Source organism: Trinickia mobilis, from assembly GCF_017315705.1.
Lineage (GTDB): Bacteria > Pseudomonadota > Gammaproteobacteria > Burkholderiales > Burkholderiaceae > Trinickia_A > Trinickia_A mobilis.
On record NZ_JAFLRF010000048.1, the window covers coordinates 1 to 21,521 of the forward strand.

General features: G+C 59.4%; 23 protein-coding genes and 1 pseudogene. 3 read left to right on the plus strand and 21 right to left on the minus strand.

All coding sequences use genetic code 11. The annotated features are described in order from the left end of the window. Positions 1-330: 330 nt before the first annotated feature. Complete coding sequence (locus J3489_RS32575; protein WP_207004944.1) at positions 331-801, plus strand: RrF2 family transcriptional regulator; 471 nt, start codon at positions 331-333, stop codon at positions 799-801. Between the two features lie 283 nt (positions 802-1,084). After that, positions 1,085-1,849, plus strand: coding sequence for an enoyl-CoA hydratase (locus J3489_RS32580; RefSeq protein ID WP_207004980.1), 765 nt, complete (start codon positions 1,085-1,087; stop codon positions 1,847-1,849). Between the two features lie 231 nt (positions 1,850-2,080). Here the strand turns inward: J3489_RS32580 and J3489_RS32585 are convergent, their stop codons facing one another. From J3489_RS32585 to J3489_RS32635, 11 genes are all read right to left on the minus strand, one after another. Beyond that, positions 2,081-2,386 carry a YciI family protein gene (locus J3489_RS32585; protein WP_207004945.1) on the minus strand — a complete coding sequence of 102 codons (306 nt, stop codon included), beginning with the start codon at positions 2,384-2,386 and terminating at the stop codon, positions 2,081-2,083. Positions 2,387-2,749: 363 nt separating this feature from the next. After that, positions 2,750-3,004: a glutaredoxin 3 gene (gene grxC, locus J3489_RS32590; RefSeq protein WP_207004946.1), complete on the minus strand. Its 255-nt coding sequence runs from the start codon at positions 3,002-3,004 to the stop codon at positions 2,750-2,752. Positions 3,005-3,102: 98 nt separating this feature from the next. After that, positions 3,103-4,497: a dihydrolipoyl dehydrogenase gene (locus J3489_RS32595; protein ID WP_207004947.1), complete on the minus strand. Its 1,395-nt coding sequence runs from the start codon at positions 4,495-4,497 to the stop codon at positions 3,103-3,105. Positions 4,498-4,924: 427 nt separating this feature from the next. Then, positions 4,925-5,503, minus strand: a complete 579-nt coding sequence (locus J3489_RS32600; RefSeq protein WP_207004948.1) for a recombinase family protein — start codon at positions 5,501-5,503, stop codon at positions 4,925-4,927. A gap of 92 nt (positions 5,504-5,595) precedes the next feature. Further along, positions 5,596-6,810 carry a class I SAM-dependent methyltransferase gene (locus tag J3489_RS32605; RefSeq protein WP_207004949.1) on the minus strand — a complete coding sequence of 405 codons (1,215 nt, stop codon included), beginning with the start codon at positions 6,808-6,810 and terminating at the stop codon, positions 5,596-5,598. 133 nt (positions 6,811-6,943) lie between these two features. Continuing rightward, the gene (locus J3489_RS32610; RefSeq protein ID WP_207004950.1) at positions 6,944-8,044 is read right to left on the minus strand and encodes a serine hydrolase; all 1,101 of its coding nucleotides are present in this window, start codon (positions 8,042-8,044) and stop codon (positions 6,944-6,946) included. Between the two features lie 43 nt (positions 8,045-8,087). After that, on the minus strand, positions 8,088-8,903 hold the full coding sequence (locus J3489_RS32615) for a TlpA family protein disulfide reductase (RefSeq protein WP_207004951.1): 816 nt from the start codon (positions 8,901-8,903) through the stop codon (positions 8,088-8,090). Between the two features lie 137 nt (positions 8,904-9,040). Then, a complete protein-coding gene (locus J3489_RS32620; protein WP_207004952.1) occupies positions 9,041-9,193 on the minus strand; it encodes a hypothetical protein in 153 nt (50 codons plus the stop codon). A gap of 143 nt (positions 9,194-9,336) precedes the next feature. Next, positions 9,337-9,534, minus strand: coding sequence for a hypothetical protein (locus J3489_RS32625; RefSeq protein ID WP_242540486.1), 198 nt, complete (start codon positions 9,532-9,534; stop codon positions 9,337-9,339). Between the two features lie 106 nt (positions 9,535-9,640). Then, entirely contained in the window at positions 9,641-11,500 is a 1,860-nt protein-coding gene (locus tag J3489_RS32630) for a methyl-accepting chemotaxis protein (RefSeq protein WP_207004954.1), read from the minus strand. Between the two features lie 454 nt (positions 11,501-11,954). After that, a complete protein-coding gene (locus tag J3489_RS32635) occupies positions 11,955-12,278 on the minus strand; it encodes a hypothetical protein (protein WP_207004955.1) in 324 nt (107 codons plus the stop codon). 190 nt (positions 12,279-12,468) lie between these two features. Here J3489_RS32635 and J3489_RS39010 point away from each other — a divergent pair. Then, positions 12,469-12,750, plus strand: a pseudogene (locus J3489_RS39010) (helix-turn-helix domain-containing protein); the annotation flags it as partial. Positions 12,751-12,924: 174 nt separating this feature from the next. On the opposite strand, the gene J3489_RS32645 reads toward J3489_RS39010, so the two are convergent. The 10 genes from J3489_RS32645 to J3489_RS32690 form a co-directional block, all read right to left on the minus strand. Beyond that, a complete protein-coding gene (locus tag J3489_RS32645; protein WP_207004956.1) occupies positions 12,925-13,368 on the minus strand; it encodes a CBS domain-containing protein in 444 nt (147 codons plus the stop codon). A 236-nt stretch (positions 13,369-13,604) separates the two neighbouring features. Continuing rightward, positions 13,605-14,627 carry an urea transporter gene (gene yut / locus J3489_RS32650; protein ID WP_207004957.1) on the minus strand — a complete coding sequence of 341 codons (1,023 nt, stop codon included), beginning with the start codon at positions 14,625-14,627 and terminating at the stop codon, positions 13,605-13,607. Between the two features lie 46 nt (positions 14,628-14,673). Further along, positions 14,674-15,303, minus strand: a complete 630-nt coding sequence (ureG, locus tag J3489_RS32655) for an urease accessory protein UreG (protein WP_207004958.1) — start codon at positions 15,301-15,303, stop codon at positions 14,674-14,676. A gap of 14 nt (positions 15,304-15,317) precedes the next feature. After that, positions 15,318-16,010: an urease accessory protein UreF gene (locus J3489_RS32660; RefSeq protein ID WP_207004959.1), complete on the minus strand. Its 693-nt coding sequence runs from the start codon at positions 16,008-16,010 to the stop codon at positions 15,318-15,320. A 24-nt stretch (positions 16,011-16,034) separates the two neighbouring features. Further along, complete coding sequence (ureE, locus tag J3489_RS32665; RefSeq protein ID WP_207004960.1) at positions 16,035-16,637, minus strand: urease accessory protein UreE; 603 nt, start codon at positions 16,635-16,637, stop codon at positions 16,035-16,037. 11 nt (positions 16,638-16,648) lie between these two features. Continuing rightward, positions 16,649-18,367, minus strand: coding sequence for an urease subunit alpha (gene ureC, locus J3489_RS32670; RefSeq protein ID WP_207004961.1), 1,719 nt, complete (start codon positions 18,365-18,367; stop codon positions 16,649-16,651). A 27-nt stretch (positions 18,368-18,394) separates the two neighbouring features. Continuing rightward, positions 18,395-18,700 carry an urease subunit beta gene (locus tag J3489_RS32675; RefSeq protein ID WP_207004962.1) on the minus strand — a complete coding sequence of 102 codons (306 nt, stop codon included), beginning with the start codon at positions 18,698-18,700 and terminating at the stop codon, positions 18,395-18,397. A gap of 97 nt (positions 18,701-18,797) precedes the next feature. After that, positions 18,798-19,100 carry an urease subunit gamma gene (ureA, locus tag J3489_RS32680; protein WP_207004963.1) on the minus strand — a complete coding sequence of 101 codons (303 nt, stop codon included), beginning with the start codon at positions 19,098-19,100 and terminating at the stop codon, positions 18,798-18,800. A gap of 53 nt (positions 19,101-19,153) precedes the next feature. Further along, entirely contained in the window at positions 19,154-20,026 is an 873-nt protein-coding gene (locus J3489_RS32685) for an urease accessory protein UreD (RefSeq protein WP_207004964.1), read from the minus strand. Positions 20,027-20,143: 117 nt separating this feature from the next. Next, on the minus strand, positions 20,144-21,178 hold the full coding sequence (locus J3489_RS32690) for a HoxN/HupN/NixA family nickel/cobalt transporter (protein ID WP_242540491.1): 1,035 nt from the start codon (positions 21,176-21,178) through the stop codon (positions 20,144-20,146). Positions 21,179-21,521: the final 343 nt, after the last annotated feature.

Sequence of the window (21,521 nt, forward strand, 5' to 3'; positions counted from 1 at the left end):
AACCGCGTACGCCTGCTCGGCCGCCCAATCCGGGAACTGCGTCCGCAATGGCGCGATGGCTTCGCCACTGGCCGCCGCCTGCCAGAGCAGATCCGCGGCGAGTTCGATATCCTTCCCTTTCACTACGCGACTCCATTGCGCTTGATGCAAACGTTCGAGAGGTCGGAGTAGCACTCGAGCAAATGCACCCTGACGTTATGATATAGATATCATAACATTCACATTCAGAGTAGCGTTTGCGGGATAGCAAGTCAAGAGTCGGAAGACCGCTACAATGCGCTGTGCGGTAAGCTCCCACGCACGCGTATGCCATAGAGAACGGAACCTTCAGTGAAATCGACCAAATTTGTCACGGCGTGCTACATCATGTCGTTCATCGGCGCCCATCATCCGCGCCTGCTGTCCACGGCGACCATCGCGAAATGGGTCAACACGCATGCGGCGCGGGCGCGTCAGATCGTGTCGCTACTCGTCAAGGCGGAACTGCTCGAATCGTCGCGTGGCGGCGGTGGGGGCGTGCGACTCGCGAAGAGCGCGAATGCGATCACGCTGCTGGACATCTACGATGCCGTTGGAGACTCCGAAATGTTTCAGTTTTCCATCGACAACCCGTTTTCCCAGTGGGCTGATCATTGCGGCGTTCACGATGTCCTACAGAACATGCGCGGCAGCATCGAAGAGCAGGCGCGCCGAGAATTCCGCAAGATCAGGCTGAGTCAGGTGTTCGTGCCGTGGGACGAAGAAACGACGCGCGCCGCTGCAGCGAAGCACCGCGGCAAGTGCGCTGTCACGCCAGCCTGAAAATCGGATTCAGCTACAGTGCACCCGCAGCCGGCGCTGCGGCACGCAAGGCCTCTTCTCCTCCCCTTCTCCTCCCCTTTTCATCCCCTCTTCAATCCCCCGTCCCCTTGACGCGCGACATCGAGCGCCGTATTTTAATGTTATGCTTACATTAACATATTAGTTTGCTTCGGCGTAGAGAGAGCAGGATCGCCGCGCCAGTCTCGATACCCGGAGCAGGAGCACATGCAAATCGCGTTGCGGCGATATTTCCGTCAAGCTTTTGACAACCGGAGAGGAACAAATGAGCGACATTCTTACAAAGACAGCATCGGGCATACTGACGATTACAATCAATCGGCCAGAGAAGAAGAATTCGATTACGGCCTCGATGTATGAAATGCTCGCGCAAGTGCTGCGCGACGCGGCGGGCGATGCCCAGGTTCGCACTGTTGTAGTAAGCGGAAGCGAGCAAATCTTTTCCGCAGGCAACGACCTCGGCGACTTCGTCAAGAATCCTCCTAACACGCAGGAGGCCCCGGTCTGGCAGTTTCTGCGTGCACTGAGCGCGTTTCCCAAGCCCGTTGTTGCGGCGGTGTGCGGTGCGGCAGTGGGCATCGGCACGACCATGCTACTTCACTGCGATCTCGTATTCGCGGGCGAGAACGCGAGGTTCAGCTTGCCGTTCGTCAACCTGGGACTTTGTCCTGAAGCCGCGTCAAGCCTTCTGTTGCCGAAATTGGCCGGCTATCAACGTGCGGCACGCGCGCTGTTGACAGGCGATGCCTTCGACGCGAATACAGCCCTGCAGATGGGACTCGTCAATCAAGTTCTGCCGGTCGAGGAAACATTCGCGTTTGCGCAGCAAGAGGCCGTGAAATTAGCTGCCAAGCCGCTCGGCGCGATTGTCGAAACCAAGCGCCTTCTGAAGGCCGGTGACCGCGCCGCAACGCAAGATCGAATAAACGAAGAGGCGGCGGTGTTCGGCAAAATGGTGACGGACGGTGCAGCCCAGGAAGCGATTGCCGCGTTTGCCGAAAAACGCAAGCCCGATTTCAGCCGATTCTGATGCACCTCGCCTCGTGAAGCGCGTCTCGAACTCTTGAGTGAAGCTGGCCGGCGGTCTCCCGATCACGCCGGCTTCAGCATTCAGTAGTGTTTTGCGAGGTATCGAGGTCCCAGAAATCGCGGACCAGGCCAATCGATCGGAATATTTCAAGTGCCTGAGCGGGTGTCCATTTCTGCCAGTCCACATATGACGGATGTTGTCCCAAGCCTTGCTGGCGAGAACAACGACGCGTCATTGAACGAGGTCGTTATGTTTGCCATGTTTCCAGCGTTCGACAATCACGGACGCAAAAAGACCCGCTTGCGTGAACGGATCATCCTTGACGAATTCTTCGACCTCGCTCCAACCGGAAGCTTCAAAAATCAAAAAGCTTCCCGTCATGTCTTCGTCAGCGGCTCCTGTTCCTGCTCCCAGCGTAGGGCCGCCCACCAGAATCTTCTCCGCCAGAGGGGCGAGATACTCGAGATGACGTGCATAGTTTGCGAGCCGGACGTGCAGATGTCCTGGTTTGTCTTTGCGATAAATCAAAAACAGCATGGTCGATCCTTCCTTGGCTAAAGTGAAATGAGCTGTGCGAGCGCGATGAACGAAGGCTAATTAGGCGCCGCGCCCTCGTAAGCGCTCTCCACGTCCGCCATATCGACGGACCGCCGAGGATCGCCGCGTCAATCAACAATGTAAAAAACGAATCACCGCCCGCGCCCAGATCGCTTCGCCAGAAGGCCTGTCGCACACGGGCTGACCAAGCCGCTCGTCTTTTCGCCGGCCGGCACGGCGAAACGCTTCGAATCGGTCGGTTTCGCCGGCTGGCTCGCGTGACCGCGCAATTCCATCGTCAATGCGCGCATCGCCGATGCGTCGCCCAGGGGGCGAAATGAACGGACGTGAGCGGATTCTGTTTCATGGCGCAAGCAGCGCATCGAGCCGGTTCTGCCGTTCCAGGGCGTACAGGTCGTCGCAGCCTCCGACATGGGTCTCGCCGATGAAGATCTGCGGCACCGTGCGTCGGCCGACGCGTGCAAAGAGCGCCTTCGCGGCGTCGGCCTTGCCGTCGAGAGCCACTTCGTCGAAGACCACGCCCTTCTTGTTCAGCAGCGCCTTCGCCAACTCGCAATAGGAGCAGCCGCGTTTGGTGTAGATGGTCACGGTAGACATGAGAAACCTCCGATATATGCAGGTAAAAGGCGCGCTTCACCGCGCCGTGATGCTGACGGGTATGGGTTGGGTGGGCCGGCGTATCCCGACGCAGTGTCTCAGCGGTTGGCCGCGAGCTGCGCCGCGGCATCCCGCAGCGCCGTGCGCAAACCTTCTTCCACGACGGGGTGATAGAACGGCATCGCCAGCATCGCGTCGACGGTCAGTCCCATCTGCAGGCTCCACGCCAACAGATGGCCGATGTGCTCGGCTGCCGGCCCGAGCATCTCCGCACCGACAAAGCGCCGCGTCGCGCGGTCGACATACACATGCGCGAGCCCCTGGTTCTTCAGCATCACGCGGCTGCGGCCCTGGTTCTCGAAGCTCACCTTGCCGGTCACGAAGGTGCCGGCAGGCAGGTCCCGATGGCGCGCGCCGATCAGCGCGATCTGCGGGTCGGAGAACACGACCGCGAGCGGCGCCCTGCGCTCGATCGGCGTCACGTCCGGGTAACGCCCGGCGTTGCGCCCGGCCGAGCGTCCTTCGTCGGCCGCTTCGTGCAGCAGCGGCAGGATTCCGTTCGCGTCTCCGGCGATGAACACCGGATGCCTGCCGACCTGCAGCGTGTCGGGATCGAAATCCGGCACGCCGTGCTCGTCCAGTTCGAGCGACGTATTCGAGAGCCCCAGGCGCGCGACGTCCGGCCGGCGTCCGGTGGCCGCCAGCACGTATTCGTAGGTGTCCCCCGTCACGGTCCCGTCGGCGCGCTGGAAGCGCAGCCGCACGCCCTCTTCGACTCGCGTCGCGGACAGCATCGTGCCGCGCGGCTCGAAATGAAACGCTTCGCTGAAAATCGTCCGGGCCGTCTCCACGAGCTTCGGATCGGTCAACTGCCCCACGCCGCCGCGCGCGCCGTAGACGCTCACCCGCACGCCGAGACGCGCAAGCGCCTGCCCGAGCTCGAGGCCGATCACGCCGGGGCCCATGACGGCGATGCTGCGCGGCAACGTCTGCCAGTCGAACACATCGTCGTTCACGACGACGCGATCGCCGAGTCCTTGCAGGACGTCCGGCATCACGGGCGTCGAACCGGTCGCGATCACCACGCGCTTGGCTTTCACGCGCGTGTCGTCGCCGACTAGCAGCAACTGGTCGTCGATGAACTTCGCATGGCCGACGAGCCGGTCCTCTTCCGGCAACGCTTCGACGTCCTCGACCACGAAGCCGACGAACCGGTCCCGCTCGCGCCGCACCCGCGCCATCACCGCCTTGCCGTCGATCTGCACGTTGCCCACGTTGACGCCGAACGGCGCCGCATGGCTTGCCGCGTGTGCCGCCTCGGCAGCCGCGATCAGGAGCTTCGACGGCATGCAGCCGACACGCGCGCAGGTCGTGCCGTACGGGCCGCCTTCGATGATCACCGCGGAAGCCCCTTCCGCCTTCGCCGCGCGGTAGGCGGCAAGCCCCGCGCTGCCTGCGCCGATGACGGCGACGTCTGTATGAATCATGCGCATTTCCGTATTCCTAGTCGATTTGCCGGGATGTGACGGATGTGCGCTCGGGCCTCGTCAGCCGGGCATCCGTCACGACATGGCAACAGTGTAGGAACGACTCGGGCATGGGAGAATGCCGAGACGACTCAGTTTCATGCTCGATCGTCTCACGCGAACCGGCTGCCCGAACGCAGCGCGCCTTGTGTCACCGGACGCACCAGAGGATGACCGCTGCGAAAAGCGGCTATCGTCCCGTATCGAGCCCCCCTTTGTTGCCGAACGTCGCGAACCGATTCACAAGATGGGCGTTACCGGCAGCGAAGTTGGAACCCTTATCGCCAATGCCGTGCACGATGCCGCTTTGCTGCTGGCAGATGTTGAAGTCGTTGCCAGCTGCAAACTGGTCGGCATCAGCCGCGCTTCGCGTCGAAGGACTGCTTCGGGATCCTCAACTACTCGTCGCCGCAGTGCAATACCTATGCACCGTTACGCGGTCGATGCCGAACTCGCGTGCGAGTTGGCTACGGTTTTCGCCGGCGTTAAAGCGTCGTTTCAGTTCGGCCCGCTGCTCTATCGTGAGCTTTGGCTTGCGGCCTAGATACTTTCCTCCCTCCGAACGGGCGCGGGCGATACGTTCCCGCTGTCTTTCCTTCCTGATGCCATGCTCGAATTCGGCAAACGCGGCGAACATGGTCAGCGCCAGCTTGCCGACCGACGTTTCGGTATCGAATCCCTGCATGAGAATGACCAGGCGCACGCCTCGCGCGCTCAGCGCGTTAATTTGAGTCAGCACGTCGACCGTGCTGCGGCCGAGCCGGTCAAGCGCGTACACGACTAGCGTATCCCCCTCATGGAGATGCTTGGAGCACTCGGCCCAGCCGTCACGACTGCCGGCGGTGGTGGTGCCGCTTGTCGGCTCATCGGCAAATTCCTTGTCGACCCTCCAGCCTGCGGCGGTGATAGCCTGTCGTTGGTTTTCGACCGTCTGCTCGGCAGTCGAAACGTGTAGATAAGAAATGATGCTCATGGGGCTGTTTGTAGTTACTGCAATAGCGGATGCGCACTAATTCGTTATATCTCTGCTATAGGTTGACGGCGGCATAAAACCGCACTTCAACGTCATCGATAAATGTAGCTCCGCGACCACGGGATCGTGTCGGCCGGGCGTCGCGACTTATGGCATACGATCTGGTAGATGGATACGTTGTCCCTGGCAAACGCCTGTGCGCAGCCGGCCAGATAGACACGCCAGATCCTGTATCTCGTTTCCCCCACCAATTTCCGGATGAACTCGGTATTGGCTTCAAACCGCTCGGTCCAGTTCTCCAGTGTCTTCACGTAATGCCGTCTCAGATTCTCGACATCGAGTGCTTCGAGACCGCCGGCCTGCATCTCCACCAAAGCAAATGAAAGATGCGGCAGTTCGCCGGCCGGAAACACGTATTGGTCGATGAACGATCCGCCACCCAGCGGCGAGTCGCCGTCGTCGGGGTCAGTCGATGTGATGCCATGGTTCATCGCCACCCCGTCGTCCGCCAGCAGTGCACGCATGGTCGAAAAGTATCCCTCAAGGTTGCTCAGTCCGACGTGCTCGAACATGCCAACGCTCGTAATTCGATCAAAGCTGCCGGTCACGTCCCGGTAGTCTTGGAGTCTGATCTCTACGAAATCCGACAGATTGGCGTCCTTGACGCGCTGGCGCGCAAATTCATACTGCTTTTCGGACAGCGTGATACCCACGCAACGCGCTTGGAACCGTTGCGCCGCGCGAATGACGAGCGCCCCCCAACCACAGCCGATATCCAAAAGAGTCTGACCAGGTTGAAGCCGGATCTTCGAAAGTATGTGGTCGATCTTTTTCACTTGCGCCTCATCGAGACTCTCGTCTCCATTCTCGAAGTAGCCGCATGAGTACACCAGCTGCTCATCGAGCCACAGCCGATAAAACTCATTCGATACGTCATAGTGGTACTGGATCGACTCCTTGTCCTCCTTGCGCGTATGCGAAAAGCGCGTGAGAACCTTCGCTGCAATGCCGGCGTCCTCGCTTGGAAGCGACGCCAGCTTGTAAGCAACATCAATGATGTCGGTGATCTTTCCGTCGATGTCTATGCTCTGTTTCACGTACGCCTCGCCCAGCACGTCCAGACTGGGATTGAGAAACGCGCCGACGGCGCCAACATCGTTGATGCGAAGTTGCACGCGCGGCTCATGGAACGTACCGAGGTCGTAACTACCGCCGGACCATAGCGTCAGCCGCGCAGGCACATTCATCTCCGTTCGAATACGCTTTGCCCAGGCGTCCAATTTCGTGCCGATTACCTTGTCAAGCATAGATTCGACCTCGATGTAAGCTCGCTAAATGGATCAACGGCCGGATAAGCGGTAGCGATGGACAGATATCCGTCGGCCGGTCTCGTAGCCGCAAGAATGGGCCACGACCTTTCGCCATCGCGCCGACTCTTCGTCAACTTCTGCTATGCGCAGTGCCGAGCTCACCGATGCGTGATTCGCCGTCCGTCAGCATGGCCCGTAGGCGGCCCGCATCCGCGAAATCGGAATGCCGGCCAACGGAATCCAGCAACACCATGACGACAGGACGTCCCCGGATCGTCGTCTGCATCACCAGACAGATTCCCGATTCGTTGATGAACCCGGTCTTCTGCAAGCCGATGTCCCAATGGGGATCGTGGATCAGAATATTGGTGCTGTGGTAACTGAGAACGCCTTTTCCGGTATTCACCTGATAACCAGGATCAGTCGAAAATTCGCGGATCAACCCGTATTGATAGGCAGCCTCGACCATCTTCACCAGATCACGTGCGCTCGATACGTTGAGCTTCGACAGGCCGGTCGCATTTTCGAAATGCGTGTCCGTCATGCCGAGCGCTTTGGCTTTCTGGTTCATCGCAGCGATAAAGGCCGGCCGGCCGCCCGGATAGTAGCGGGACAGCGCTGCCGCGGCGCGGTTCTCCGACGCCATTAACGCGATGTGCAACATGTCTTCACGCGACGCCACGGAGCCGACGGACAGACGCGAGCCAGAGTGCTTCTCGAAGTCGCGATCTTCGTCGGTGACCTCGAGCGGCTCGGACAGCGGCGCCTTCGAATCGAGCACGACCATCGCCGTCATGAGCTTCGTGAGCGACGCGATCGGTACAACGGCCTGGGAGTTCTTGTCGACTAGCGGCTCCCCGGTGTTCTGATCGACCATGTAGGCGATGGTCGAGCGCAGCGAAGGCGCTTGCTGCCCGTCACGCACTGTGAACGGACGGCTGCTCAGCGATGTACGCGCTTCAAAGGCGACACGGTGAATCGCTTCCGAATGCTCACTGCGGCCGTTCTTCGATGCGCGCACCGCTGTGCCGGACACCTTCTGTGCGTAGGCCAAGTCAGCGTGCATTGCCGCAACGTCAATATTCTTAGTCGCGGCCGGCTCTGCGCTGGCGTCAAGCGGTGCGATTGCAAGCGCAACTGCGATGACCATCGACGACAGTAGGACGCGCGGCGTAACGCAAAGCGCGATTGCGCGCATCGCCTCTAGCGGGGGGGACAGATCTGTCTTCATCGTTCTTCGGTTAGGGGGGTGAGTTGATCTCATCCCAAGAAAGTCATTGACTGGAACGTAAAACGGAGGCGGGATACAAACGGCTGATGGCCTCCTCAAACGTCGCTTGCGAAAACCGCCCGAGATGACGCTCTACCAATCGCCCCGATGTGTCGTAAAAAAGCGTAGTCGGGTATGCGTTCGTATCCGTCGCCTTGGCAACGCTCAGTTCCGGGTCGAACAGCGAATTGGCGATGTGCAAATTCAATGCCTTCATGAAGGCATCCACGGTATCGTGTCGCTCCGCCTGGTTGACAAAGACCAGATCCAATCCCGGATATCTTGCCTGGGCGCTCGCAAGTACCGGCATCTCGGCCTGGCAAGGAGCGCACCACGTTGCCCATAGATTGATGACGAGCGGTTTTCCGTCACGCGGAGGAAGAGCCTGCGCGGTTCCCGCTTCGTTGAAAAGAGACAAAGTGGGCACGGCAGCGGAACGGCTAAAATAAGTGGTCGCCGTGCTCGTAACCCCCCACGTTGCCAGTCCTACGACAGTGGAGATCAGCAACGGCCGTCGAATATTCCTGCGCCGAATGAGGATGAACACGATGACCACGATGCCTGCCGCTACCCCGGGGAACATATCGAAGCCGGCGTCCCGAAAATCGACCATCTTCAATAAACTACCGTCGAAGCTGGGCAGATAGTGCAGAACAAACGATATGCGTGCGACGATCAACCCGATTATCGTGCTGGTAAAAATAGCCGGCTCGATCTCTTTGTTCTTCTTGCCGGAGAGGTAGCCCGCAAAAATGGCAGCCGCTATGCTCAATAAGAAAAAAACCAGGCCAATCGGGAGAGAAATAGGTCCGATGTTCATGCGGTGGAATCCTTCGGCTTTTAGGGAACAACGAAGCCACGCTACGACGTAGGTCCGATATGTGTGACCGCTTGTTTCACGAGGCCTCGTCGTGCGGAGTGGGCTCCGCCCCGAAAGAAATCGCCCCCTGTCGCCCCTTACTCGACCGGCGGGAGGTCCACGTCGGTGTCGTTGCCCAGGGTGGCGAACCAATTGGGGATGCTGCCGCCGGCGGCATTCTTGAGCTGGGCATGGACTTCGGCCGTGACGCCAGTGCCGGACTCAACTGCAGAAACGGTAATACGGCTCACTGTGACACTCCTTTGTCAGGTGAGGTAGAAGCCACCACTTTATGCCGATCCGCCGAGCCCCGGGAGAGCCTTTAGGCTCAACGAAATGCTCTTTTGTCTCATCGCAGGGTCGCAACCGCGAAGTCCGGCGGCAGTTTTGTCGACTAACCTGTACGCTTAACGCTCAACTTGGCTAACAGGAGATTCGTCTGATCCAGCAGCGTCGAGTGATAGGCGGCGGGCAAAGCCACGTCGTCCATTAACAACATGGCATCTTCAATTCCGCACCGGAACGATTTCATGATTTCGGTGCACTGAGATGCTGTGAGGTGTTGCAGTGCCGCGTCGAGAAACTTGCTCATGACAATATCCCGCGCCCCAAAACGAGCCACGATCTCGGTGTTTGAGATCACGACCTCACTTATCAATTTCAGCAGTCGTTCACTGTGTTGCAACTTTCCACCCCGTTCAGAATGTTTGCCAGTCAGACTCTGTTGCGACGCCGGATGATCCAGCGGCTGCGGGCTCTTTCAGGGGACGCGGTGCGCGACGGGCTGACAGCGGCTTCGCCAGCTTCGCCGCAGCGGCCAAGGCCGGCGCTCCGCCCGCTGTCACGATAGAAGATGCGCCTGCTGATCCAGTGTCGCCGACCTTGAAGACCGCGACGGCTTCGCGCAGTGCCTGCGCCTGTCGATCCAGCGACTGTGCCGCCGCCGAGGCTTCTTCGACCAGCGCGGCATTCTGCTGGGTCACCTCATCCATCTGGGTGACCGCCGTATTGACCTGCTCAATGCCGGCGCTCTGCGCTTCCGATGCCGCTGTGATTTCACTCATGATGTCCGTCACGCGCTTCACCGACTGGACGACTTCGCCGATCGTATGGCCCGCCTCCTCGACGAGGGTCGAGCCGCTGTCAACCCGCGCGACCGACTCGCCAATCAGCTCCTTGATCTCCTTGGCCGCCGTGGCGCTGCGCTGGGCGAGCGTGCGGACCTCGCCGGCCACGACGGCAAACCCGCGTCCCTGTTCACCGGCGCGGGCTGCCTCGACCGCGGCATTAAGGGCAAGGATGTTGGTCTGAAACGCGATCCCCTCGATCACGCTGATGATCTCGGCCACCTTGGCGGAGCTTTTGGAGATATCGTGCATCGTGTCGACCACGCGTCCAACCACTTTCCCGCCGCGTTCCGCAATTTCCGACGCCGTGTGGGCCAGCGCGGTTGCCTTTTTTGCGTTGTCCGCGTTCTGACGCACCGTGCTCGTCAGTTCTTCCATGCTCGAGGCGGTTTCCCCGAGCGACGCGGCTTGCTCCTCCGTGCGCTGTGACAGATCGGTGTTTCCTGCCGAGATCTGCGCCGACCCCGTGGCAATTGCATCAGCGCCGCTGCGCAGCTGTGTAACGATGCGCGCGAGCCCGTCGTTCATCGATTTCACGGCGGCCAGCACGCGCGCGATCTCGTCCTTGCCCGATGCCATCAGCTTGGAGGCACTGAAGTCCGAGGTGAGATCGCCCGACGCAACCCTGTCCGCCGTGCTCATTGCAGCATCCAGTCCCGATATGACGCGCTTAAACACTAGGGTCATCGCAGTCGCGAATACGACGAGCATCACGATGGCCACGGTAACGGACGCAATCTTCCAGAACTGCACAGTCGCCCTTGCAGCAGCGATCACCGATTCCGTGCGGGCATCGAGCATCCCGAGCAATTCGTCGATCGGGTGCATGATCTTGGCCTTGTTACGGTGATATTCCGCGTCATTCATCATCATCCGTGCCTTGTCCATGTCGGGCGCGCCCTGCTTCGTGAAATTGCCCGAGTCGTCCGGATAAAGCCCCTTGACGAGATTCATAGCCACGGTTTCGGTCCTAGCCAGATCGTTGGAGTTCTGCTCCGCTTCGTGAAGCTTCGCGAATTCCGCGTCGGTGAAGCCGGCGCGCTTCATCAGATCGATCAAGGATACCGTTTCGCCCGTGCCGGTCGTCACCGGTTCATCCGCGGCACGGAAGTCCCAATAGATCCGGTCGTAGTTAAGCGGACGGGCCTGCTTGCCCGACCGGATCGCGAGCACCTCGTCGTACTGCCGCTCCCATTTCGAATCGCCGGTAGCAACGTAAGTCCGGGCGAGGCGCGTCAGATCATCGGAACTGCGTCGCAGTTCGCCGGCAAGAAGGCTCGAGGTGTAGCGACTCTGAAATGCGTCCGCAACACTTGCATTGGCCGCATTAAGTTGCCATTGACAGAACGCGATCACCAGCGTCGCGGCAGCGAGCAGACCGAGCAGAATCCACAGTTGCCTGCGCAGCGACAGATTGCTCAAAAAAAACATTACATTCTCCCCGTATGTAGATATTCACAGCCCGTCTGGCTGTAGTCGGTTCCTGCGTTATTTCCGTGATCCCCTCATCCCGGCACTTGCCCAGAAGGCGCGGCATTGATCTCCCCGCATCGGCTGGCAATCCTGTGCAGGCCTTTTGCGATGAATCCCGCGTTTAAACATCGAGCGCCAAGCCTCGAGGATATTCGCCGAAATGCACGGCGTAAAAATGTGCTTTACGCTCACCACATTAAGCATGTCGGCTCTACTGGGCGTGGTTTGCCCGCCCCGGCGCTCGACACTCTATCCCGTTCAGGATGGGTTCTACGTGACTTGCGTAGCCACCGGTCCGCGCAACCATCCCGTCACCTCGCTTGACCGCATCGGCCGGCTTATCAAATAGCCCTGGATAGCATCGCCCCAACTCACGCAGGGCGCGGCAGAGCAAGCTCGATCGGATCAAGCATCATGACAAGATGGTGTCCGGGTTATCGTTCCCTGCGTGGGCGGAGATCGCCAACACCTGCTCGATGACGTGATGATCGTCGTGCGTCAAACAGTCGTCATGAAACTGCTGGAGGCCCCGCAACGTCCGTTGCAAGCGAATCGTGGCAAGCGGGCTGGCGGCCGGTATCGGCCATGCGTGCATGAGGTAGGCAAGCGGTATGACGCTTCTTCGTTCGCACCAGCTGTCGAAGAGGCGGAGACACAGTTGATCTATTTCATTTGCGTCTCCTCGTTTTAAGTCAACAGTGAACATCGACTCGCTGTAGCCGTCCGCTCCGCGCATCGTTTCTATCTCCGTGTCGTTCGATTCTTTGTTTCACCGTTTACCCCTCCCGCTCGCATGACGCGTGCAGGAGGGATTTCAACATCTACTAGTGCGCTCATAGCACATCTATTTAGGCTTCCATAAAACATGACAAACGATTCGATACTGGCGCGCTACATCTCGAATGGATTGATTGGAGACAGATGCCATGGCAAAGAAGCCGGTGGACGCGGCAACGAAGAAGCGCTTGCGAGCGGGCCGCATGCTCTTGGCGGGCAAAGGTCCGGCAGAGGTGGCTCTGGCCGTCGGGGTAGCCCGACAGACGGTGTACAGATGGAAGGGGTTGCTCGATGAAGGCGGAATCGATGCGCTGCGTGCAACGCCAGGTCGAGGTGGTCCGGCGCGGCTCCATGAGAAACAATTGGCGCAACTACGGCAGGCATTGCTACAAAGCCAGACCGAGCACGGCTTGGGCACGGAGCGATGGACACGCTCCTGCCGGGCTGTCCGGAACTCCGGCCCGTCGAGTATCTGTAGGCATGACTCAAGCGTCACGCGATTGCAAACTTCTGCTCCGACAACCTCAACGAGTTGCATACCCTCACCCGCAACAAGCTCAAAAGCGCTCAGCATCGGCCTTCGTTTATCGCCGCGTGCTGGATTCTCAGCATTTACCTGCCTGCTTCAAGATAACCTCTTCACGCAGAATCCGGTTTTCCAGAGACATGGTGTCAAGTTGAGCCTTGATGATGTCTCCAATGCTCAGAATTCCCACCACGTCGCTACCATCTTGCACGGGGAGATGGCGCACGCGATGCTGCGTCATCTCGCGCATGACGTGGTGAATCGGGTCATCCGGGCGACAACTGATGCAACCTGCCGGGACAACATTGTCGACATACTCCTCCAGTACCGCGGAACCCCGCGCCGCCAACGCGTCGATGACGTCCCGCTCGCTAAGCAATCGAGTACTGCATGTGCCGTCGGAACGAACGAGCAGCGCCCCCACGTTATGTTCACGCATCAGCCGAATCGCGACGCGCAGGGCCGCGCGACCGTCAACCTGAATGATTTTGTTCGTCGAGCGAAAAACATCCGAAACGCGCATATTTTCCTCAATAGATGTGATTTAAACGATTGTCTATTTTTTGTTTCCTTCATGTTCCGTAGTTAGCTCAACCGGCACCACCTCTCGGCGGGATCTTTGAGACGCAGCTTCTTCAGGGTGAACTTGCCCTTCCGAATGCGATGCATCAGCTCGATACTAACGAACGCGCAAGACGATGACTTCGCGATCGAAATGCCGGCCTTCGAATAGCTCGTAAATAAATCGTACTAGCAATATTACAAGCGATGATGTTTTGGCATCAATTGATCATCTGCGACGAGAAATAGCCACGAAGCCATCACGAAAGGCATAGTCAGGACCGGCAGGCCATATGGCGACAATATTGCAGCCAGCGCGCCTTGGACGAACACGGTGAACACGACGCAGATCACCGTATAAATCAGCACGCGCCAGCTTGGCTGGTTAAAGGTGTGGCCGATTGCAACCGCGGTCAGCACGCCGCTAAAACTATACAGTCCGGCATGAAGGAGGCTCGGGTCCGCCCCGAGAAATTGTCCGACGGCCAGGGGCAGCAGCGTGCCGATAATGCCAAAGCCCAACACCCAACCCGACGAAACGGCGAGGCCAATCAGGATCAGCGCGCCGCTGATCATACTAGGCAGCAGAAACACTTCGGAGGCGCCGTACAACCCGGCAGATATGAAATCAGTGACACTTAGTGCTCCCCCCAACGAGGAAGCGTTCAGGGGATGCGGCAGCATCGGCGCCGGCAGCACGCTGCTATGAAGGTGGGAGAAGTTGTTTGCTCCGAGCATGATGAACCAGGTAACAAACACAAAGGGTGCGGTCAACGCAGCACCCTGCCAGGTTTTCAGGATCTTGGCCAGGACAAGTGTGAATATGGGGCAGAGAATCGCGCCAAACACAAGGCAGAGCCACAGGTACGGGGATGAGGACAGGAAGGTCGGCAGCCCGATGCCCATCAAGGTAGCGCTATATCCGTAAAGACCGCTCCGAAGCGACTCCTTGTCCATCTTGAAAAGATAGGCAGTGCCCGTCGCAATGGCTGTCGCGGCCACCGCGCCGATTGCCACACCCGGGTTCGACTCGACGTGTGCCGCCCAGATGATGGCGGCAAGAAAAAACAGCCCGGTTAACGGATTGTTCTGGAGCAAGACTTGCCCGCAACCTCGCAGGCAAACATCTATAAAGCCCACAGGCGGCACGCTATCCGCCAGCCTTGCCCAGGCTTGAAAGGGCACCGGAGGGTGCGATTTCACATCGAACTCACTATTCATGATTATCCCCTTTGATTAGTATGGATGGCGCTCAGCAACGAGCCGTTTAGACGACCAGCATGCCCTGGCGCTCGATAAAAGCGATCACTTCGTCCAGCCCCTTCCCGGCTTTTACGCTCCCCATCACAAACGGACGTGCGCCACGCATCTTGCGTGCATCGCTTTCCATCACTTCAAGGTTCGCGCCAACGTAGGGTGCCAGATCGATCTTGTTGATCACCAGCAAATCGGACTTGGTAATACCAGGGCCACCTTTGCGCGGAATTTTCTCGCCGCCGGCAACATCGATTACGTAGATAGTCAGGTCCGACAGTTCCGGGCTAAAGGTGGCGGCCAGGTTATCGCCGCCCGATTCGATGAAAACAATGTCGGCGTCCGGAAATTTCTCCAGCATCCGGTCGACCGCCTCCAGGTTGATGGAAGCATCCTCGCGAATTGCCGTATGCGGGCAACCACCGGTCTCCACCCCCATGATGCGTTCAGCAGGGAGTGCCCCGGAGATAGTCAGCAGGCGTTGGTCTTCTTTCGTGTAGATGTCGTTGGTGATGGCGATCAGGTCGTAGTGCTCGCGCATCGTTTTGCACAGCACTTCCAGCAAAGTAGTCTTGCCGGAGCCGACCGGGCCGCCGACGCCGACACGCAGCGGCGCGTTTCTCTTGGTACGGAGCGAGTTCATAATATTTGCGAAAATCAGGATCGAAATAATCTGGAGTACTGGGTTTCGTGGCGCGCCGACAGCACCCCCAGCATTGGCGAAAAGGTGGAAAGCATCGGCGGGTCCGAGTCAGCGCGCCGCGCAGCTTCGGCCACTGCTTCCTGCAATGCGGGGTACAAGCGGTACAGTATCCGTTGCCCCGCCACTTGACCCAGCGGCACCGTCTTGAGCGCGGCGGCCACCTGGTTTTCGAGCCAGCTGAAGCAGTACGCGGTCAGACCCTCGCGCGCATCCACGCCCAGCGCCACGCAGGCGGCCGTGAAGGCCGTCGGCAGGCAGACCGGGCTTTGTGCGAGCAAGGCGGCACGCAAACCCTCGTCGCCCCAACCCATCTGCGCTATCAATCGAGCCAGCGACCAGCCCATCTGCTCGGTTTCCAGGCGCAACTCAGCTGTCTCGCGACTGACATGGAACCATTCGTTCCATGCCGCCACGCCGGCGTGGTCGGACGACTGCCAGCAGCGATGCAGCAAGATCCAGAGCGGCGCTTCCGCGTGCGCCTGCACATGCAGCAGGTTGTCTCGGATCCAGACTTCAGCCGTCTCGGCATCGGTCACGAAACCGGAGTCGATGGCCGCCTCCAAACCCTGCGAATAACTGAAACCGCCAATCGGCAGGGCCGGGGACGCAAGGTGCAACAAAGAAATCAACTGATTCGGGTGAGGCATGATGTTGAATATCCGGACAGGAAATCAGTGCTCGTGGCCGCAATTGGCGTCATGTGCGTGGTCATGGCCGTGCGCGTGACCGTGCAAGTGCTCGTGGTCGCGGTCGTGCCCGTGATGTTCCTCGAACACGCCCTGAGCCAGGGCATAGTCTTCGGCGAACGTTTCATCGTGGCCATGCTTGTGACCGCCCCCGTAGGCACCCACCTCCGGCTCGAACACCCGCTCGGCGCGCGTGACGGTCACGCCCAGCCTCGCGAGCATGTCCTCCAACACCGGGTCGTATTGAAGCCGAAGATAGTCGTCACCGATCTCGATCGACTGGTGACGATTCCCCAAGTGATAAGCGGCACGAATCAGCGCACGACTATCGCCCGCCGAGACTTCCAGCACGGACTCGGCTGCCGCGCACACCGCGATGAGGGAGCCGTCCTCGGCCACGAGCAGATCACCGTCGCGCAACACGGTACCGCGCGGCAGGAACACTCCCACCTCACGGCCGTCTTCGAGAGCCGCGCGCAACCGGCTCTTGCTGCGCTCGGCAAACGGCAACACGAGGCGCGGTGCGCGCTCGACCAGCACGGCAGCGATGCCGTGCGGAGCGGCCAGATATCTCTCGATTTTCAACATCGACTCAACCTTCAGAAGAGGAAGTAGCGTTGCGCCATCGGCAAAAGATCCACCGGATCGCACGTCAGGATCTGACCGTCGGCTACCACCTGATAGGTCTCCGGATCGACGGAGATCTTCGGCTGCCAGTCGTTGTGGATCATGTCGCGCTTGCTGACAGTGCGGGTGCCGCGCACAGCTACCAGCGGCTTGCGCAATTCGTAGCGTTCCCCGATGTTGGCGTCGAGCGAACTCTGCGAGACGAAGGTCAGCGAAGCACGGTTCGTTGCCGCACCCTGGCCGCCGAACATCATCCGGAAATGCACCGGTTGCGGCGTGGGGATGGAAGCGTTCGGGTCGCCCATGGCGGCGGCGGCCACCTGGCCACCTTTGAAGATCAGGTTAGGCTTGACGCCGAAGAATGCGGGGTCCCACAGCACCAGGTCCGCCCATTTGCCGACCTCGATCGAACCCACCTCATGCGCAACGCCATGCGTGAGCGCAGGGTTGATCGTGTACTTCGCTACGTAGCGCTTGACGCGGAAGTTGTCGTGGCCGCCGCGTGCATCGTGCGGGTCGCCGGGCAGCTTGCCGCGCTGGACAGACATCTTGTGTGCGGTTTGCCAGGTCCGCATGATGACCTCACCGACCCGGCCCATGGCCTGCGAATCGCTGGAGATCATCGAGAACGCCCCCAGATCGTGCAGGATATCTTCAGCGGCGATCGTCTCGCGACGAATCCGGCTCTCGGCAAAGGCCACATCCTCCGTAATCGACGGGCTGAGGTGGTGGCAGACCATCAGCATGTCGAGATGCTCATCGAGCGTGTTGACAGTGAAAGGCCTTGTCGGGTTGGTCGACGATGGCAGTACATTGGCCTCGCCGCACACCTTGATAATGTCGGGCGCATGACCGCCGCCGGCGCCTTCGGTATGGTACGTGTGGATGGTGCGCCCTTTGAACGCAGCGATGGTGGCTTCGACGAAGCCCGCTTCATTGAGCGTATCGGTGTGGATCGCCACCTGAGTGTCGGTCTCGTCAGCCACCGCCAGGCAGTTGTCGATGGCGGCCGGCGTGGTTCCCCAATCCTCGTGCAGTTTCAGGCCGATCGCGCCCGCCTTAACCTGCTCGCGCAACGGATCGGGCAAACTGGCATTACCCTTGCCCAGCAGCCCGATATTCATCGGGTAGTCGTCGATCGACTGCAGCATCCGTTCGAGGTGCCACGGACCGGGCGTGACGGTGGTGGCGGCGGTGCCTGCCACCGGCCCGGTACCGCCGCCGATCATGGTGGTGACGCCGCTCATCAGCGCTTCCTCGATCTGCTGCGGAGCGATGAAGTGAATGTGGGTGTCGATGCCGCCCGCAGTCACGATCAGACCCTCGCCCGCCGCGATCTCTGTGGCCGGCCCGATCACGATCGTCACGCCCGGTTGTGTGTCTGGGTTGCCGGCCTTGCCGATACCGGAGATGCGACCGTTCTTGATGCCAATATCGGCCTTGACGATGCCCCAGTGATCGACGATCAACGCGTTCGTGATGACCGTGTCGGCGCAGTCCTTCGCCATGCGCTGGCTCTGCCCCATTCCATCGCGGATGACTTTGCCGCCGCCAAACTTGACCTCTTCGCCGTAGATCGTGAAGTCCTTTTCGACTTCGATAACGAGATTGGTATCGGCCAAGCGCACCCGATCACCTGTTGTCGGGCCGAACATCTCGGCATAGGCTTGACGCGAAATTTTGATAGACATTTATACGTTCCTCTCAGAATGAATTGATCACAGCGGACCCATCACACGCTGATTGAATCCATAGACCACGCGATCACCTGCCAGCGCCACGAGCTCGACGGTACGCGACTGTCCCGGCTCAAACCGCACAGCGGTACCCGAGGCGATGTTCAGGCGAAAGCCTCGGGTGGCTTCGCGATTGAAAGTCAGCGCCGTATTGACCTCGTAGAAGTGGTAATGCGAGCCGACCTGGATCGGGCGATCACCGGAATTCGACACGGTTACAGACATAGTGGACCGACCGGCATTGAGCTCTAATTCGCCGTCGGCTACGAACATTTCACCTGGATTCATGAATGCGCTCCTGTCATAAATGCGCACCTAACTATTGGTCTACGTGTCGCGCGCGTGACACGGTCTATACGCTTTCCCCAGACTTGGTACCGAGCCGTCAGACAATCGGGTTATGCACCGTGACAAGCTTGGTGCCATCCGGAAAAGTGGCCTCTACCTGGACGTCCGGAATCATTTCCGCCACGCCGTCCATCACGTCTGCGCGCGTGACTACGGTGGCCCCCTCGTGCATCAGATCGGCCACGGACTTGCCATCGCGCGCGCCCTCCATGATGTATGCCGAAATCAACGCCACGGTTTCCGGATAGTTGAGTTTCAGTCCACGCGCCTTGCGACGCTCCGCTACTAACGCAGCAGTAAAAATCAGCAGCTTGTCTTTCTCTCTCGGTGTCAGATCCATAATTCGCTATCCTTAATTAAAAGATTAATCATGCCAATCACACATAATTCCTCTCACGTAGCCCACAGGCGCAGCGGCCTTGCCGCCACGCCGTGGAGGGGCTCACGCAAGGCGGTCCACACGGACACCATCAACCGGCGCACAGCTTCGGTTTCGTTGCCAAGAACCCGCAGCAGCAACATCCCCTCGCCCGCACTTCCAAGATAAGTCACCCCGCCCCGGAGAGCGGACTCGCAGGGCAGCGTTTGCGCCAGTTGTTCGGCCAGCGCATGGGTGGCGCCTTCTCCCACCGCCCAGAGCGTTCCCATAATGTTGAGTTGGTCCAGCCCGACGTGCGCGTCGCGCAACGGCGAGCAGGCATCGAGATGGGCCGCCTCGATCCATAAGGTGCGTCCGCCGTACTGCACCTTACTGCCGATCCGCACTTCGCCTTGTGACCAGAGCTCGCCCGAGGCCCGACGGCCCAAGACAGTCACGTCCCAGCCGATTGCGCTTCCACCCGCAGCCACCGTGACCGTGGTATCGAGACCTGCCAGCGCCTGTTCAAATATGATATTTTCCTGCGGCAGCCAATCCAGGTGCGCACCCTCGCCCACCACCAGACGAGCCTTCTGCGAGGCCCATCCGCGCAGCGACTTGTACCATCGGGTCGCGCCCGGCGTGGTCAGCACCGCGTGCGCGCCTCGGCCGACGTCCGCGTTGATCTCCAAGTGATCGCCGCCCGCGATGCCGGCGGGAGGATGCAACATCACGACGTGGCAGATCCCCCCCTCCGGATAAAGCGGCTTTTGCACCATCAGCGGACCGAAGTGGCGGCGCTCGACTAGCGCGGTCCGCGTGCCTTGATCGGCAAAGCGCAGACTAAGACGAGCCGGCCATCCGGCTTGAATACTAAGAGGGAGAACGTTGGAATTCGAATAGCTCATTTGTGTCGGATCACGCATACGTGCATATGCGCATCTGTATCTGTTGCCAGTCTTGCAAATAGGAACCGTGCGTACCGTGATGCGGCAGCCCAGCACACAGTCTTCCTGTAACGCTCGCTATTGCCCTAGTTCGAGATCGTCGAATCGACGCCATTTGTAGAACGCAACGGACAACAGCCAACTCACGGCGCACACGCCGACTATGAAATAACCCAGCATGCCGAAATTGTCATTCAGGCTACCAATTGCTGCCCAGAAGCGGCTGTTCAGATGCAATTGGTCCGCCACCAGGCCGAGTGCTTCTATACCGCCGATGGCCAACGCCACAATCACGGATACCAGCGTGATCGTTATGTTGTAGTAAAGCTTGCGAATTGGCTTGATAAACGCCCAGCCGTAAGCTGCCAGCATCAGGATACTGTCGGTGGTGTCGATCAACGACATCCCGGCCGTGAACAGTGCCGGAAAAATCAGAATCGACCAAACTGGTAATCCGGCCGACGCTTGGGCGGCGGAGATACCTAGCAGACCGATTTCGGTTGCCGTGTCAAAGCCGAGACCGAACAGCACACCCAACGGATACATATGCCAGCTACGCGTAACGAGCCTGAACATCGGGCGAAAGATCCGCGCCAGCAAGCCGCGATTGGCCAGCAGGAGATCGAGGTCGTCTTCGACGTAAGGCTGCCCCGCTCGCACCCGCCTAAACGCCCGCCACACGGAAGACAACACAACCATGTTTATCAGGGCAATACTCAACAAAAAGAAGGTGGAGACCAACGTGCCGATGACTCCGCCGATTTCCCTGATTGAATCCATCTTATGCTGGAGGGCCAGCGCGGTGGCCGCAATCGCGACGCACGCCAGAATCACTACAGTGGAATGTCCAAGCGAAAACATGAAGCCGACCGATACCGGGCGCTTACCTTCCTGCATCAGCTTTCGCGTAACGTTGTCGATAGCCGCGATGTGATCGGCATCCACTGCGTGCCGCAGCCCAAAGCTATAAGCCAGAAACGCCGTTCCCATCAGCAGCGGAAAGTGTCGAAATGCGATGAAAGCCCAAACCCATGCCCCGACGTTGAGCAACAACAGGAGCGCGTAGATACCGATAATCCTGCCCTTGACGTCGGCTGACGTGTCATTGAACAGGGATTGCACTATACGATTCACCGCCTATGCTCCAAAACGTTCGTCTGCTTCAGATGTTAGGACGACCCTGTGTACACCTGCTTCTACCCTCTCCATGCGCACGGTCAACGCGGCCCGCAGCGCTCATGCCATAGCGGGGATCGCGATGCGGCTCACGGCAATGCTCTTCTGCGAGATGGGTTAGGAGCCGCCACAATGAGCCGGTCAAATAAACGTGACTAGTCCTTTTCGGATCAATAGAGGACTCGTTCGTCTCATCGTGCAAATCGCCGTGTCTCCGCGTTTGAACCAGCTCGGCCTGTTGTGCCCAGCATCACGTGAGCGGCCAAGCAGTAGTCGCAGC